The 15,628-nt window shown below is 38.9% G+C and carries 12 protein-coding genes; 9 read left to right on the plus strand and 3 right to left on the minus strand.

Translation table 11 applies throughout. The annotated features are described in order from the left end of the window. Nucleotides 1–107 precede the first annotated feature (107 nt). The 7 genes from PSF86_RS03685 to yidC all read left to right on the plus strand — a co-directional run bounded on the left by PSF86_RS03685 (nucleotide 108) and on the right by yidC (nucleotide 9,830). On the plus strand, nucleotides 108–1,505 hold the full coding sequence (locus PSF86_RS03685) for an ArnT family glycosyltransferase (protein ID WP_277898693.1): 1,398 nt from the start codon (nucleotides 108–110) through the stop codon (nucleotides 1,503–1,505). 82 nt (nucleotides 1,506–1,587) lie between these two features. Then, nucleotides 1,588–3,117, plus strand: coding sequence for a glutamine-hydrolyzing GMP synthase (gene guaA, locus PSF86_RS03690; protein WP_277898694.1), 1,530 nt, complete (start codon nucleotides 1,588–1,590; stop codon nucleotides 3,115–3,117). A 149-nt stretch (nucleotides 3,118–3,266) separates the two neighbouring features. After that, nucleotides 3,267–5,234: an amino acid ABC transporter substrate-binding protein gene (locus tag PSF86_RS03695; RefSeq protein ID WP_277898695.1), complete on the plus strand. Its 1,968-nt coding sequence runs from the start codon at nucleotides 3,267–3,269 to the stop codon at nucleotides 5,232–5,234. Then, nucleotides 5,191–5,595, plus strand: a complete 405-nt coding sequence (locus tag PSF86_RS03700) for an OsmC family protein (RefSeq protein WP_277898696.1) — start codon at nucleotides 5,191–5,193, stop codon at nucleotides 5,593–5,595. The genes PSF86_RS03695 and PSF86_RS03700 overlap by 44 nt, the downstream gene beginning before the upstream one ends. Before the next feature lie 263 nt (nucleotides 5,596–5,858). Then, nucleotides 5,859–6,080, plus strand: coding sequence for a DUF3820 family protein (locus PSF86_RS03705; protein WP_277898697.1), 222 nt, complete (start codon nucleotides 5,859–5,861; stop codon nucleotides 6,078–6,080). A 148-nt stretch (nucleotides 6,081–6,228) separates the two neighbouring features. Further along, nucleotides 6,229–7,845, plus strand: coding sequence for a CTP synthase (gene pyrG, locus PSF86_RS03710; protein ID WP_277898698.1), 1,617 nt, complete (start codon nucleotides 6,229–6,231; stop codon nucleotides 7,843–7,845). 104 nt (nucleotides 7,846–7,949) lie between these two features. Then, nucleotides 7,950–9,830: a membrane protein insertase YidC gene (gene yidC / locus PSF86_RS03715; protein ID WP_277898699.1), complete on the plus strand. Its 1,881-nt coding sequence runs from the start codon at nucleotides 7,950–7,952 to the stop codon at nucleotides 9,828–9,830. A gap of 78 nt (nucleotides 9,831–9,908) precedes the next feature. Here the strand turns inward: yidC and PSF86_RS03720 are convergent, their stop codons facing one another. Continuing rightward, complete coding sequence (locus PSF86_RS03720) at nucleotides 9,909–10,868, minus strand: fasciclin domain-containing protein (protein WP_277898700.1); 960 nt, start codon at nucleotides 10,866–10,868, stop codon at nucleotides 9,909–9,911. Nucleotides 10,869–11,033: 165 nt separating this feature from the next. Between PSF86_RS03720 and mnmA the strand changes: the two genes are divergently transcribed. After that, a complete protein-coding gene (mnmA, locus tag PSF86_RS03725; RefSeq protein ID WP_277898701.1) occupies nucleotides 11,034–12,221 on the plus strand; it encodes a tRNA 2-thiouridine(34) synthase MnmA in 1,188 nt (395 codons plus the stop codon). Between the two features lie 152 nt (nucleotides 12,222–12,373). Then, nucleotides 12,374–13,315, plus strand: a complete 942-nt coding sequence (locus PSF86_RS03730) for an NAD(P)H-dependent flavin oxidoreductase (protein ID WP_277898702.1) — start codon at nucleotides 12,374–12,376, stop codon at nucleotides 13,313–13,315. A 7-nt stretch (nucleotides 13,316–13,322) separates the two neighbouring features. Here PSF86_RS03730 and PSF86_RS03735 read toward each other — a convergent pair whose 3' ends face one another. Both PSF86_RS03735 and PSF86_RS03740 read right to left on the minus strand, forming a co-directional pair. Beyond that, the gene (locus PSF86_RS03735; protein ID WP_277898703.1) at nucleotides 13,323–13,565 is read right to left on the minus strand and encodes a DUF1456 family protein; all 243 of its coding nucleotides are present in this window, start codon (nucleotides 13,563–13,565) and stop codon (nucleotides 13,323–13,325) included. A gap of 249 nt (nucleotides 13,566–13,814) precedes the next feature. Next, complete coding sequence (locus PSF86_RS03740; RefSeq protein WP_277898704.1) at nucleotides 13,815–15,605, minus strand: acyl-CoA dehydrogenase FadE; 1,791 nt, start codon at nucleotides 15,603–15,605, stop codon at nucleotides 13,815–13,817. Nucleotides 15,606–15,628: the final 23 nt, after the last annotated feature.

The following is a 15,628-nucleotide window of genomic DNA, read 5'->3' on the forward strand; positions in this document are numbered from 1 at the left end:
AATAGCTGTTTGTCTGCATAATATTCAAAATAATATAAAGCGATGGCTTTTTCGGTTACGTATTTTTACTCAAATTAAGCTACATTTGTTTCATAATTTATAGTGAAGTGAGTTTTTTTAAAATACCAATACCCAAAAATGTCCTTTATGCGGCATTGTTTGTTTTTGTGGCCATTGTTTTTATATCTTTTTTAAAAGTTGCTCCCGAATGGGAAGATGCCGAACAGGCATATTATTCGCAATGGTTCCGGTTGGGGTACAACGACCAGCCGCCTTTGTATACGTGGATTCAAATATTGGTCAACAAAATAATTGGCGTAAACAGGGTTTCCTTTGCCGGAGTTCGCGCCCTTTGGTTTACCGGCACGTTGTTAATGATGTACCGTTTGGCAAAAGATTTTTATAAAGAAGAAAGACTTGCAGAAATAGCGTTGTGGCTCTTGGTGCTCATCCCTGTTTTTATCGATTTTACCTTTAGAAGATTGTCTCATACTTCTTTTATGTGTTTTTTATCGGTATCGCTTTATTTTGTTTTCTCAAGGCTTCTGGTAAATAAGTCCTGGAAAAACTACCTCATGTTTGGGGCAATAATTGCATTCGGTCTCTTGGCAAAGTATAATTTTTTAATGCTGTTGCCAACTTTTATCCTGATTCCGTTTTTTGATAAAGAAGCCAAGAAAGTGTTTCTGGACAAAAAAATATGGATTAGCCTAATTGCCTGTTTGTTTTTAATTAGTCCGCATGTATATTGGTTATTTACACATTTAGAATATCAGGATACGTTTCATCAAAGTATGGAGCGTAAGTCGAAAGCCAATCTAGATGGCGGCATATGGATAATAACACCTATTTTGGCGTTTGTTAAGAGTTTTTTGAATTTAATTTTGCCATTTTTAATAATAATGGCTGTAATGTTTTTTACCAAACAGGTAAAGCTAACCAAAACAAAGATAAACTGGCTGGTAAAAATGTTGATTATTCAAACAGTGGTAGTATTGCTTATTTTTACCATTGTTAATTCCGGAAGGATTTCAGAGCGTTGGTTATTGCCGTTGTATTTGCCGTTTTCCATATTGTTATTAAAGGTTTTTGTGCCAAAAAATAAAACCTCATGGCAACGATGGGGAATGCGGTTGTTTGTTTTTGTAATACTTGTTCAGGTATTGCGTACCCCTTTCGAAAGTTTACTGGGCATAGACTCCGTAGTGCATCATTCTTTTACTCCGGTAATAGATAAACTAGAAAGAAACCATCCTGAAAAGGCATGGCAGCTTCCCGATATTGTTTATGCAGGGAGCGTTTTGTACAAAAAGCCCGGGAAAACCATTTTTTGTGCCGATGATTTTACATTGCCAAAAAATGCCTTGGACTCATTGAATACTGTTTTTGTGACCAAGCAAAAGGTAGAAGGATTGGAACTAATAGATAGTATTATGGAATTTGGTTATGCAAAGGACAACCTCTATTTTTATGAAATATCTTCACAAATAACCATTCAGCAATAGTTATCAACCATTTTGGTTTGTACTGTTTAAAAAATACTTCTTTGAACCCTTTTCATTTTCTTATTAAATAGTATTTTTGCGCATGCAAAACAACGTACTCATTTTAGATTTTGGTTCGCAGTATACCCAGTTAATCGCAAGACGCGTTAGGGAACTCAATATTTTCTGCGAAATTTATCCATATAACAATTTACCAGGAGATTTAAGCACATATAAAGCCGTAATACTTTCCGGAAGCCCATTTTCTGTAAGAGGCGAAGATGCACCCCATCCCGATTTGTCGCAGATTAGGGGAAAAGTGCCTATACTTGCCGTATGTTACGGGGCACAGTATTTGGCCCATTTTGGCGGAGGTGAAGTAGCCCCGTCCAATACGCGAGAATACGGAAGGGCAAACCTTTCTTTTATTGCAGAGAACGAAGCTTTTTTTGATAATATACAAATAGGGAGCCAAGTATGGATGAGCCATAGCGACACCATTAAGAAGTTGCCCACGGGAGCAGTTAAATTGGCTAGTACGAGCGATGTGGAAAATGCTTCCTATAAAATTGAAGGCGAAACCACTTATGCTATTCAATTTCACCCAGAGGTATATCATTCAACTGACGGAAAACAGTTGTTGGAGAATTTTTTGGTTAAAATAGCCGGGGTAGACCAAACATGGACGCCCGATAATTTTGTAGACATGACCGTTGCCGAGCTAAAAGAAAAATTAGGGAACGACCGGGTAGTGCTAGGGCTTTCTGGTGGTGTAGATTCTACTGTAGCCGCAGTACTGCTCAATAAGGCAATAGGCGATAACCTGTACTGTATTTTTGTAAATAACGGTTTGTTGCGTAAAGATGAGTTTGAAAGTGTGCTAAAACAATACGAAGGAATGGGACTTAACGTAAAAGGAGTAGATTCTTCGGCACGCTTTTTGGACGCGCTTGCAGGGATAGACGACCCAGAACTTAAAAGAAAAGCCATAGGCAGGGTATTTATAGAAGTTTTTGATGATGAAGCGCACGAGATCAACGATGTAAAATGGTTGGGGCAGGGAACAATTTACCCAGATGTAATAGAATCCATCTCTGTAAACGGCCCATCTGCCACCATTAAAAGTCACCACAATGTAGGTGGCCTGCCCGATTTTATGAAACTAAAAGTAGTCGAACCATTAAAAATGCTGTTTAAAGATGAGGTAAGGCGCGTTGGAGCATCCATGGGTATTAACCCCGATTTGTTAGGAAGACACCCGTTTCCCGGGCCGGGATTGGCAATCAGGATTTTGGGCGACATTACTGCCGAAAAAGTTCGTATTTTGCAAGAAGTAGATGCTATATTTATTAACGGACTCAAACAATGGGGACTATACGATAAAGTATGGCAGGCAGGAGCCATTTTATTGCCCGTAAATTCGGTTGGTGTTATGGGAGACGAGCGAACTTACGAAAAATGTGTAGCTTTACGTGCAGTAGAAAGTACCGATGGAATGACGGCCGATTGGGTAAATCTGCCTTATGAATTTCTACAAAAAACCTCTAACGATATAATAAATAAAGTTAAGGGCGTTAATAGAGTAGTGTACGATATAAGCTCAAAACCACCGGCAACCATCGAGTGGGAGTAGCGATAGAGAATACAATGTATGATTTTAGAAATACCGGGATTAAATTTTTTAAACCTGAAGTCGTGGAAGTCTAATTTTTTTTTGCAGTCACGGTAGTTACAAGAAAAATTTAATCCTGGCCTAAAATCTGAAAAACCAAAATAAACCTTATGAACAATTGTAAAGTCTTTTTTATACTAGCATTTCTTTTTTGTGCAACCCTACATGCACAAAAATTCGAAACACATGCTGTTAAACAAGGGGAAACATTAGAGAGCATAGCCAAACAATACCAAGTTACGCCCTATGCCATTATAAAGTTAAACCCCGAAGTAAAAAACGGTGTAAAGGCAAACACAATTGTAGTAATCCCTATTTCAGAAAAAAAAGATACGCAGGGACAATGGGAAGGCACACAAGTCCAAACAGGCGAAGTAGAACGTTTTGTAGAGCACAAGGTAAGCCGTAAAGAAACTTTATATGCCATTTCAAAAGAATACAATGTTACGGTAGACGATATAAAACGTTACAACAAAGAACTCTATAGCAGGCAGCTCAAAAAAAATGAAGTAATAAAAATTCCCGTTTTTAAAACTACGACCAATCCTTCAATGCCAATGGTAAAAGAGGGGCTTATTGCATACAAAGTGGCACCCAAGGAGGGGCCTTGGCGCATTGCTTACGAGCACGGTATTACCGTAGATTCCCTTAAGGCCCTTAATCCGGGCATGCCTGAAGTACTAAAAGAAGGCGCCACGCTTTGGGTACCGTTTGTGGCCGGAAACGATAAAAAACCTATTGAAACAGATGCGTATAATTATTATACCGTATTGCCAAAAGAAGGATTTTACAGGCTAAAAGTTAAATTGGGCATTACCCAAGAAGAAATCGAAGCCCTTAACCCAGAAGTAAAGGAGGATGGTTTAAAGGCAGGAATGGTGCTCAAGTTACCAAAAGACAAAATGGGCGATTTAACGGTAAACAATGGTCAGTTGGTCGAAAAATTCTCATTGTTGGATAGCCTGCATTACGATCAGCCATCAAAAATAGCCATGATACTCCCTTTTAAGTTGGACGAGTTGAACTTTGAGGACCTGAACACCAACAAAGAAAAAATAAAAAAAGATAAGCTGTTAAGCGTTTCCCTTGATTTTTATACCGGGGCTTTAATGGCGCTGGATTCGGCAAAGCAAATAGGCTTGTCGGTAGATTTAAAAGTATTCGACAGCGGTGCCAACGAAAGTACTGTGTCGCAAATAGCTTCAAGTGGGAAACTGTTGGGCAGCAATGCAATTATTGGCCCCATATTACCACAAACCTTCAACAGGGTTTCCAATTATGTAAGGGCCAGCAATACACCTATTTTTGCCCCCTTTTCCAACAAAGGGATAAACCTGTACAACAATGTGTACCAAACCTTGCCGCCCGATGAATTGTTGCGTAAGAAAATGCTTCAATTCTTAACAGAAAACGGAGCGGATAAAAACATCATCATTATTTCAGATAAAAAAAGTGCCGCTGTAAAAACCCAGTTGCAAACTATATTTCCCGGTGCAAAGGTAATAACCCCAATAGACGATAAATTTATCAGACTGGACGAAATCAATCCGTTTTTATCAGCAGAAAAAGAAAACTGGACCATTGTAGAAACAAACAGCATCCCGTTATTGACCAATATAACCGGAGTGCTCAATTCAGCAAAAACAGAAGAGCACAACATTACCATGCTTACCACATTGAAAGGAAGTGCCTACGATAGTGACAACATATCCAATATGCATTTGTCCAACTTGCACTTTCATTACCCTACAATCGATAAAATGTCCGATGTAAATTCGGCTTTCAGCAAAAAGTACGAAACAAAATACGGAACAACGCCCAACAGATATGCCACAAGAGGATTCGATTTAACAATGGACGTAATTTTAAGGCTGGGCTACAATAAAAACCTGGATTATGTAGCGTCGCGGGTAAGCGAAACCGAATATATCGAGAACAAATTCGATTATATAAAAGAAGCCACCGGCGGTTATTACAATCAAGCACTCTACATAGTTCAATACGATAACCTAGAAATTAAAGAAGTAAAAAACAATGCCAACCTCGATAGTAACATACTTGGGAGCACTTCGAACTAAATGTGTTCACCTAAAAAGCAGCAACTCCTTTATAACCGATGCCCCGACCGATAACAATGGGAAAGGCGAAGCTTTTTCCCCCACCGATACCGTGGCAACGGCCCTGGCCAGTTGCATGCTCACGGTCATGGGCATAAAAGCCCGTGATATGGACGTAGAGCTAACCGAAACCACCGCAACGGTAACCAAAACAATGGCCGCCGACCCGCGTCGGATATCAAAAATAGGAGTCGTTTTCGATATCCCGGTTCATGTAGACGAAAAAAGCAGGAAAATACTGGAAAAAACTGCAAATACCTGCCCAGTGCACCATAGTTTGCACCCCGATATAGAAAAAGTTATAACATTTAACTGGAAATAATTAATTTGGGCATTCCCAAGTTTTGAAAAAAAACTTGGTCGGGCTTTCGCTACTCGCTCCCAGATATTCCATTGTCTGGGGAGCTTAAACACGCCGCTCAATCCCTAATGCAAAAAAGCGTAAACCTTCTTAATTAATCATATTAAAACAATGCAAGCATACCTACAAGGTTGTTAAAACCTTACAGGAAGTATAGGTTCAACAAAATAACTAAGCTTAAATTTTTAAAAAACCATTAACAAACCCAAACCCAAAAAGATCCAATGAATATCGAGCCAAACAAAGCGTTTTTATTAAAATTGGCACACGCAAAAATGCCGTTCGGGAAATATAAAGACCGCTATTTGGTAGATATCCCAGAAGCATATTATGTATGGTTCAAGCAAAAAGGCTTTCCAAAGGGGGAATTGGGGCAACAGTTAGAGGCCATGCACGAAATTAAAATTAGCGGACTCGAAGGTTTGATACGAAAGATAAGGACGTAACAAAATTTTTCACAGCCCCTATTTTTCACAGCTATTTTCATAAAATCAAAAGAGGAGAAAACCGTTTTTTTAATTCTTATTTGTATTTTTGCCGCGTTATTTCAACAACCTGTTTATATGCAGGCAAAAATCAATTAAGTAAAGATAAATGGCAGATACCAAATACATTTTTGTTACGGGTGGTGTAACTTCTTCATTGGGAAAAGGAATTATAGCAGCATCATTGGCAAAGCTTTTACAGGCTAGAGGATATAAAACTACAATTCAAAAACTCGACCCATACATTAATGTAGACCCGGGAACGCTAAACCCATACGAACACGGCGAATGTTATGTTACCGACGATGGCGCAGAAACCGATTTGGATCTGGGGCATTACGAGCGTTTTTTAAACGTAAACACCTCTCAGGCCAACAATGTTACCACCGGTAGAATTTATCAAAGCGTAATTGAAAAGGAAAGAAAAGGAGAATTTCTAGGAAAAACGGTGCAGGTGGTGCCGCATATTACCAACGAAATAAAAGAACGCATTCAACTACTCGGAAAAAATGGCGAATACGACATTGTTATTACCGAAATAGGTGGTACCGTGGGCGATATAGAATCGTTGCCATATATTGAAGCTGTTAGACAGTTAATGTGGGAATTGGGCGATAATAACGGGATTGTTATCCATTTAACGCTTGTTCCTTATTTATCGGCCGCAGGCGAATTAAAAACAAAACCTACACAACACTCCGTAAAAACATTAATGGAAAGCGGAATCAAGGCCGATATATTGGTTTGTAGGACAGAGCATGAACTTTCAGACGATCTGCGGGAAAAATTGGCACTGTTCTGTAACGTAAAACGTGAGGCCGTAATACAATCCATAGACGCTTCAACCATATACGATGTGCCCAACATGATGTTGCACGAAGGTTTGGACACGGTTGTGCTTAAAAAATTGGCTTTAGCAGAAAAAGCTGCTCCCGATTTAATGCGTTGGAACCAATTTCTGGACCGCCATAAAAACCCCAAGGATGAAGTGCATATCGGTCTAGTGGGTAAATATGTAGAGCTTCAGGATAGTTATAAATCTATTTTAGAGGCATTTATCCATGCCGGGGCCGAAAACGAAGTAAAAGTAAATGTTGAATACATCCATTCCGAGCATATTACACAGCATGTATTAAAAAATAAAATAGCAAAACTGGACGGGGTTTTGGTAGCTCCCGGTTTTGGAGAAAGGGGCATAGAAGGAAAAATTGAAGCAATTCAATATGTTCGAGAGAACAATATCCCGTTTTTAGGAATCTGTTTAGGCATGCAAATGGCAGTAATAGAGTTTGCGCGCAATGTTTTAAATATAAAAGACGCAAATTCTACCGAAATGAACCCAAATACCCCCAACCCGGTAATAGACCTTATGGAAGAGCAAAAGGATATTACCCATATGGGCGGAACAATGCGTTTGGGAGCTTGGGACTGTAATGTGCAAGCAAACAGTTTGGTGGCAAAAGTATATGGCGCAAACAAAATATCAGAACGCCATAGACACCGTTACGAATTTAACGATAAATTTAAGGGGCAAATAGAAGCCGCAGGACTAAAAGCTACAGGTTTAAACCCAGAAACAGGTTTGGTAGAAATAGTAGAACTACCTTCGCATCCTTGGTTTGTTGGGGTTCAATACCATCCGGAGTATAAAAGTACGGTTGCCAATCCGCACCCTTTATTTGTAGCGTTTGTAAAATCTGCACTTCAATATAAAAAGAACAAATAATGCCAGTTTGGCATGAAAGGAAGATTTGGGCACATCTTTGTATGTTTTATGGCATCATGGAAGTTGCCCTTCTTTTAAAAGCAACTTATTTTAATAATAACTAAATGGAACAAAAGAAATTTGACATTAACTCCATACTTGGATTTGTGCTTATAGGCGTAATTTTAATTTGGGTAATGTACAATAACCAGCCTACCGAAGAAGAAATACAAGCTGAAAAGGCCAAACAGGAACAGGTTGAAAAAGCAAAAGAAACAGAAAAAAACGCGGCAATGATAGAACAGGTCCCTGCTGTTGATTTAAAAGATTCTACCGCTCTTTCTCAATATAAAAGTACCTTGGGAGCTTTTGCCTATTCTGCTTCATTGCCATCGGCTACCGATAATTCTACTACTTTCGAGAATGAATTGGTCCGTTTTAAAATAAGCAACAAAGGGGGGCAGATTGTAGAAGCTGTTTTAAAGAATTATAAAACGTTCGATTCCATTCCCGTGTATTTAATTAAAGACGGAAATGCATCCTTCAACCTAAATTTTAATACTAACGATAACAGGACATTAAATACCCAAGATTTATATTTTGAACCTACTTTGACAAAAAATGGAGAGAATCAAGTACTTTCCATGAAGTTGAAGACCGGTAGCAATAAGTACCTTGAATACCGTTACGAGTTAAAACCAAATGAATATCTGGTAGATTTTACCATCCGCTCGCAAGGATTAAACGGGGTGATTAACAGTTCGCAGCCAATAACCCTTGATTGGAAACTAAAAGGAATACGCCATAGCCGAAGCATTAAGTACGAAAACCGATATACTCGCTTGACATACGAACACGATGGTGATACCGGAAAATTATCACCGGGAGGAGAAGACGATGAAAGCGAGAAAAATATCAGTTGGATTTCATACAGGCAACACTTTTTTAGTTCTATCCTGGTTAATCCCAATGCCTTTTCTGATGCTTCGTTTACTTCAGAACAATTATTTGAAGATGAAAGCCCTGAAGAAAAATATGTAAAACTTTATACCACTTCAACACCTTTGGAATTAAAGGGAGGGGAATTAAATTATAATTTACATTGGTATTACGGACCCACGGACGCAAGGATTTTTAAGCAATATAAAGATTTAAACCTATCAGATTCCATTCCTTTTGGTTGGGGGATTTTCGGTTTTATCAATAAACATGTGTTTACGCCTTTGTACGACTTCCTGAGTTCGGTATTTCCTTATGGTATTGCCATTATTATAATGACCATTATTGTAAGGTTGGCGTTGTCTCCGGTAACATACAAGTCGTATTTATCGCAGGCCAAGATGAAGGTTATTAAGCCTGAGGTGAATGAAATTGCGCAGAAGTACAAAGACAATCCAATGAAGCGCCAACAGGAAACCATGAAACTTTACAGCAAGGCAGGAGTGAGCCCAATGAGCGGTTGTATACCGGGGCTTCTGCAAATTCCTGTTTTCTATGCGTTGTTTATGTTTTTTCCAACAGCTATTATGTTGCGGCAAAAATCGTTTCTTTGGGCAAACGACCTTTCATCATACGATATTATATACAAGTTCCCGGAAGGGTTCAGTATTCCGTTCTACGGAGACCATGTTAGTTTGTTCCCGATTTTGGCCTCTATTGCCATATTTTTCTATATGAAAATGACAACCGGGCAACAACAGGCCATGCAACAGCCAGCCCAGGAAGGAATGCCCGATATGGGAAGCATTATGAAAGTAATGATATACATTTCTCCCGTAATGATGTTGTTCTTCTTTAACAATTATGCCAGTGGGTTGAGTTTGTACTATTTTATTTCAAACTTGATTACCATTGTGATAATGCTCGTGATTAAGAAATATATTATTGATGATGAAAAAATCCATGAAAAAATTCAGGAGAATAAGAAAAAGCCTAAAAAAGAAAGTCGTTTCCAGAGGAAGATGAGGGAAATGATGGAGCAGGCAGAATCTCAGAAAAAGAAATAAATATATTATATATAATGCAACAAAAAGCGGCAAACTGTATACAGTTTTGCCGCTTTTTGTTTAGTGAATTGTTTAATATTATTCGTATTCCAGAACCTTGTCTATTACATGGGCAATCCCGTTCCAGGCCACATAATCGGTTTTGGCCATTGTTGCTTTACCGCCTATATTATCGGTTATGGTAACGTTGCTACCGGTATTTGTGGTAATATTTGTGCCTTGCCAAGTTTTAAGTTCTCCATTGTCTTGAAATTTGGTTGCAGAAAAAACATTTCCGTCCAACACATGGTATTTTACGGTTTCTTCAAGCTTTTCCACCGTAATGGTACCCATGGCCAAAAAAGCGGCTTCATTGGGTACAAATAGAGTTAAATCGGCAGTTGGATCGTTTAACTTGGTATAAATATCGCTATTTATTGCTTGAGAAGCATCATAGAGATTGGTAAATGCCGGGTCTACTTTTATAAAGGTAGCCAAGGTATTTGGTTTTATTACAGCATCAACCTCATGGATAACCCCATTTGTAATTTCAATATCTGCTTTGGTAACCAATATGCCATCATTAATTATAAATGCATCATTGGGTTTGGATACAAACAAGTCTATGTTGGCTTGAGACGAAAATTCCTTCGCCTGGGTTTTGTTGTAGCCTTCAGCAATAGCATTAATCATTTTTTCCTTGCCAAGAAGCATATGGTTTAAAATAATTTGCGTTAACGTATTGGTTGGGATATTAATTACGCTGTTAATCTTATTAGCTTCCAAATATTCGGTAAAAGCCTCGTTGTTCGGGGCAAAAAAAGTATACGAACCAGCTCCGTCTACATTCAGGGCATCTTGGTACCCTATCTGGTTGATGGCTTCCACTAGAATACTGTAATCGGAATCGTTTTTTAAATAAGTATACAGGCTAACAGATTCTTCCGGAAGTTCTGTTTCCGGGTTATCTTCTGAAGAAGAATTGCTACATGCAATTAATGAGCATGAAAAGATTAGCAAAAGCATAATTGCTTTTAATGGTAGGTTTTGTTTATTCATGATTTGTAAAATTTGGTGCAGTAAATATATAGTTTTTATTAATTCATTTTAAGAATATACAAAATGAATGTTGTAATCTCACTATTTTTGAAAGTACTTCCATGCATATCCGACAAAGCTATCCAACGAATTTTGTAATTTTGCATAAGATTTCAATTAATTATCATGAAGCGAGTTATTGTAGGCTTATCGGGGGGAGTAGATTCCAGTGTTACGGCATACCTGTTAAAAGAACAAGGATATGAAGTAATTGGATTGTTCATGAAAAACTGGCATGATGATTCCGTGACCATTTCCAATGAATGTCCTTGGCTGGAAGATAGCAATGATGCATTGATGGTCGCCGAAAAATTGGGCATACCTTTTCAAACTGTAGACTTAAGCGAACAGTACAAAGAACGTATTGTTGATTATATGTTTAATGAATATGAAAGAGGGCGGACACCAAACCCTGACGTACTATGTAACCGTGAAATTAAATTTGATGTTTTTTTAAAAATTGCCCTTGACCTAGGTGCCGATTATGTGGCAACGGGGCATTATTGCCGAAAAGAGACTGTTGAAATAAATGGAAAACCAGTACATAGGCTTTTGGCGGGGGTAGACCCTAATAAGGACCAGTCTTATTTTTTGTGCCAGCTTTCTCAAGAACAATTGAGCAGGACATTATTTCCCATAGGGGAACTTACCAAACCGGAAGTACGTAAAATAGCTTCTGAAAACAATTTAATTACCGCAGAAAAGAAAGATTCGCAAGGACTTTGCTTTATCGGGAAAGTACGATTGCCCGATTTTCTTCAGCAAAAATTAAAGCCGAAAGAAGGACAAATTATCGAGGTTGCTCCCGAAAAGGTATTGGAAAAGCGTATTGTTCCCGCTTTTCACTCAAAAAAAGAAGAATTGGAATTTAATGCGCAAAAGGTTAATTACAGCACTGCCGATGGAAAAGTAGTTGGCAAGCACCAAGGGGCACATTATTTTACCAAAGGGCAACGCAAAGGATTGGCAGTTGGGGGAACGCCCGAACCTTTGTTTGTTATTGAAACCGATGTAGATGAAAATGTAATTTATACGGGGCAAGGGAAAAATCACCCCGGATTGTATAGAAAAGCCTTGTTTGTTACCAACGACGAATTGCATTGGGTGCGTGAGGACCTAGCTTTAAAGGTAGATGACACCATCGAAGTAATGGCACGTATACGTTACAGGCAACCCTTACAAAAAGCAACGCTTTATAAAGTTGATAGCGGACTGTATGTAGATTTTGAACAAGCTCAAAGTGCCATCACCGAAGGCCAGTTTGTAGCATTTTATCTTGGTGAAGAATTAATTGGATCAGGGGTTATTAGTTAATTTCAAGTTCAGAGTTTATGGTTGTTGTGCTATTACGTAGCTATGCTGGCACCAGTGGCTAGCCTAATAACAATTAACAATTTCTTTAACCTCTAATCGCTTTTCTCTGGTCCCTTTTTCCATCTAAAAACAAAACTTTTCTATCTTTGGATATGCAAAACAGGATTTCCGAGTTATTTAATATAAAATACCCCATTGTTCAGGCCGGAATGGTATGGGCAAGTGGGTGGCGTTTGGCTTCGGCGGCTTCCAATGCAGGTATTTTAGGGATTATTGGTGCAGGTTCTATGTACCCCGAAGTACTGCGGGAACATATTCAAAAATGTAAAAAGGTCACAAATAAACCTTTTGGGGTCAATGTTCCCATGTTATATCCAGATATCGATAAAGTAATGGAAATCATTATAGGAGAAGGTGTAAAAATAGTGTTTACCTCGGCGGGAAATCCAAAAACATGGACCTCTCATTTAAAGTCGTATGGAATTACAGTTGTGCATGTGGTAAGTAGCGTCAAATTTGCCTTAAAGGCTCAAGAAGCAGGCGTAGATGCCATTGTGGCCGAAGGTTTTGAGGCCGGTGGACACAATGGAAGGGACGAAACCACAACGCTTGCATTAATTCCAATAGTAAAAGAGAAAATTTCCATCCCGATAATTGCCGCAGGCGGTATTGCAACTGGTAAGGGAATGTTGGCCGCTATGGTACTTGGTGCCGATGGCGTTCAGGTCGGGAGCAGGTTTGTAGCAAGCGAGGAGGCGTCTTCGCATGTTAATTTTAAACAGATGGTAGTAAATGCTAAAGAAGGCGACACAAAACTTACCTTGAAGGAATTGGCCCCTGTACGGTTGCTGAAAAATAAATTTTTTGAAGACATACAGTCGCTTTACGCTAAAGGAACAAATAAAGACGAACTGGCAATTTTATTGGGGAAAGGACGTGCCAAAAAGGGAATGTTTGAAGGTGATTTGGAAGAGGGGGAATTGGAAATAGGGCAAATAAGCGGACTAATTCACGATATTTTACCCGTAGCTACCATTGTGAAAAATATAATAACCGAATTTGATGCGGCCAAGAAAGAAGTAACAGGCTTTTGAGAGGCTGTTATTTCTTTTTCTTCTCTGGCATTGGTCCGCGTAAATGTATAATCAACCCATTTAAAAAATTCCGTAAAATCTGGTCGCCACACTCCATATATTTCGGGTGGTCTTCTTTTCTAAAAAAAGCGCCCAATTCACTTTTGCTTATTCTAAAGTCTACCAATGCCAAAATGTTTACTATATCTTCGTCGCGTAATTTGTGCGCAACACGGAGTTTCTTAAAAATATCGTTGTTTGATAATGCCATGGTACAAAGGTACGCATTGTTTATAGCTTTTTTGAAATTATTATTGGTATGTCATTTCAAATTTTCAGTTAAGGTAAAATAACAAGGTTTGAAGCCGGTTTTACAATATTCTTCAAGAGGATGTTTACCCAACTTCTATTTTCTTGTAGTTTGTATGCATAAATCCATTAAAAATAAAACGCCCCGAAATTTTTCGGGGCGCCTTTAAAACAACTAAATCCTAAAACTTAAAATTTCAAATGATATTGCCTAGAAGCAATATTTATTTTCTGCCGATACTTTTTCAGCTATTGTATTCCTTAGCGTCACTATATTTGGCAGGTTCGCATATTTTGTAAAGCGTTTTAAGCCCATCAACATCATGCGTTGTTCATCGCCTTCGGTAAAGGAAGCAATGCCTTCTTTTCCTTTTGAATTGATTTTTTCAACGGCATGGAACAGATTTAGCTTTGCCATGGCTATTTGTTCTTTCTGGTTTTCTTTGCCAAAACGTTTGGCATTTTTCTCGGTTCTTAAAATAGCCGATTCGGCCATGTAGATTTCAATTAGAATATCTGAAGCCGCCATTAAAAGCTGTTGATGTTCTTCCAGTTCGGGACCATACTTTTGTACTCCGGCTCCGGCAATCATTAAAAATGCTTTTTTGAGCTTACCGATAATTTCCTTTTCTTCGGCAAATAGTTCAGAATAATCAGGAGTATCAAAATCAGGGATTCCCATCAATTCATCTTTAACGGCCATGGCAGGTCCCAATAAGTCAACATGGCCTTTCATGGCTTTTTTAATCAACATTCCTACGGAAAGCATGCGGTTAATTTCGTTGGTACCTTCGTAAATCCTTGAAATTCGGGCATCCCTCCATGCAGATTCCATTGGGGTATCTGCCGAAAAGCCCATTCCGCCAAGAATTTGAATACCTTCATCGGTACAATTTTGACAATCTTCTGAAGCGGCCACTTTTAAAATGGAACATTCAATGGCATATTCTTCAACACCTTTTAATTCGGCTTCTTGGTGTGAATCTCCTTCCGATTGACGGATTTCAATCCTGTTTTCAATATCTTTTGCAGCCCGGTACACGGCAGATTCTCCAACATATGCCGCAGTTGCCATTTCGGCAATTTTAGATTTTATGGCTCCAAATTGACTAATGGGGGTTTTAAACTGAACCCGGTCGGTGGCATATTTTACAGCTTCGGTTATTACTCTTCGTTGTGCATCCAAGCAGGCCCCAGCCAGTTTAATACGGCCAACGTTTAAGGCATTCATGGCTATTTTAAATCCATTTCCCCTTTCTGAAAGCATATTTTCAACAGGAACTTTGGTATCGCTAAAGAAAACTTGGCGGGTAGAGGAGGAGTGGATTCCTAGTTTGTGTTCTTCCTCGCCAAAAGTGATTCCGTTTGAAGAATCGTTTTCAACAATGAAACCCGTTATATATTTATCATCTTTTATACGAGCAAAAACAATGAACAAATTTGCAAAACCGGCATTGGAAATCCACATTTTTTGCCCACTTATAAGGTAGTGCTTTCCGTCCTCAGAAAGGACGGCTTTGGTTTTTCCACTGTTGGCATCCGATCCGGCTCCCGGCTCTGTCAAGCAATAGGCACCGAACCATTCGCCAGTGGCCAATTTCGGTACATATTTTTTCTTTTGTTCCTCTGTTCCATAAAGTAAAATGGGCATGGTACCAATTCCGGTATGGGCGCCAAAAGCAGTTGCGAGCGATCCGGTTGCTCCCGAAATATAATCGCATACCAACATGGTAGTTACAAAGCCCATTCCCAGTCCGTCGTATTCTTCGGGGACTGCAATTCCCAAAAGTCCCATTTCTCCGGCCTTGCGCATTATTTCTTCGGTAAAGGCATAATCCTTTTCCTCGAAGCGTTTTTTATTAGGCCATACTTCGCGATCTACAAATTCTTTTACAGAATCGCGCATCATTTTTTGCTCTTCGGTTAAATCTTCCGGTGTAAAAATATCTTCAGCCTTTGTTTCTTTTATCAAAAACTGACCACCTCGTGTTATGTTTTTCATATCAGCCCCCTCTAACTCCCCCA

Origin of the sequence: Galbibacter pacificus, from assembly GCF_029603165.1 — a bacterium.
In the GTDB taxonomy this organism is placed as follows: domain Bacteria; phylum Bacteroidota; class Bacteroidia; order Flavobacteriales; family Flavobacteriaceae; genus Galbibacter; species Galbibacter pacificus.

Coding starts and splice junctions, on each gene's coding strand:
- guaA (WP_277898694.1), top strand. CDS start 1,588: ATGCAAAACAACGTACTCATTTTAGATTTTGGTTCGCAGTATACCCAG.
- PSF86_RS03695 (WP_277898695.1), top strand. CDS start 3,267: ATGAACAATTGTAAAGTCTTTTTTATACTAGCATTTCTTTTTTGTGCA.
- PSF86_RS03700 (WP_277898696.1), top strand. CDS start 5,191: ATGCCAACCTCGATAGTAACATACTTGGGAGCACTTCGAACTAAATGT.
- PSF86_RS03705 (WP_277898697.1), top strand. CDS start 5,859: ATGAATATCGAGCCAAACAAAGCGTTTTTATTAAAATTGGCACACGCA.
- pyrG (WP_277898698.1), top strand. CDS start 6,229: ATGGCAGATACCAAATACATTTTTGTTACGGGTGGTGTAACTTCTTCA.
- yidC (WP_277898699.1), top strand. CDS start 7,950: ATGGAACAAAAGAAATTTGACATTAACTCCATACTTGGATTTGTGCTT.
- PSF86_RS03720 (WP_277898700.1), bottom strand. CDS start 10,868: ATGAATAAACAAAACCTACCATTAAAAGCAATTATGCTTTTGCTAATC.
- mnmA (WP_277898701.1), top strand. CDS start 11,034: ATGAAGCGAGTTATTGTAGGCTTATCGGGGGGAGTAGATTCCAGTGTT.
- PSF86_RS03730 (WP_277898702.1), top strand. CDS start 12,374: ATGCAAAACAGGATTTCCGAGTTATTTAATATAAAATACCCCATTGTT.
- PSF86_RS03735 (WP_277898703.1), bottom strand. CDS start 13,565: ATGGCATTATCAAACAACGATATTTTTAAGAAACTCCGTGTTGCGCAC.
- PSF86_RS03740 (WP_277898704.1), bottom strand. CDS start 15,605: ATGAAAAACATAACACGAGGTGGTCAGTTTTTGATAAAAGAAACAAAG.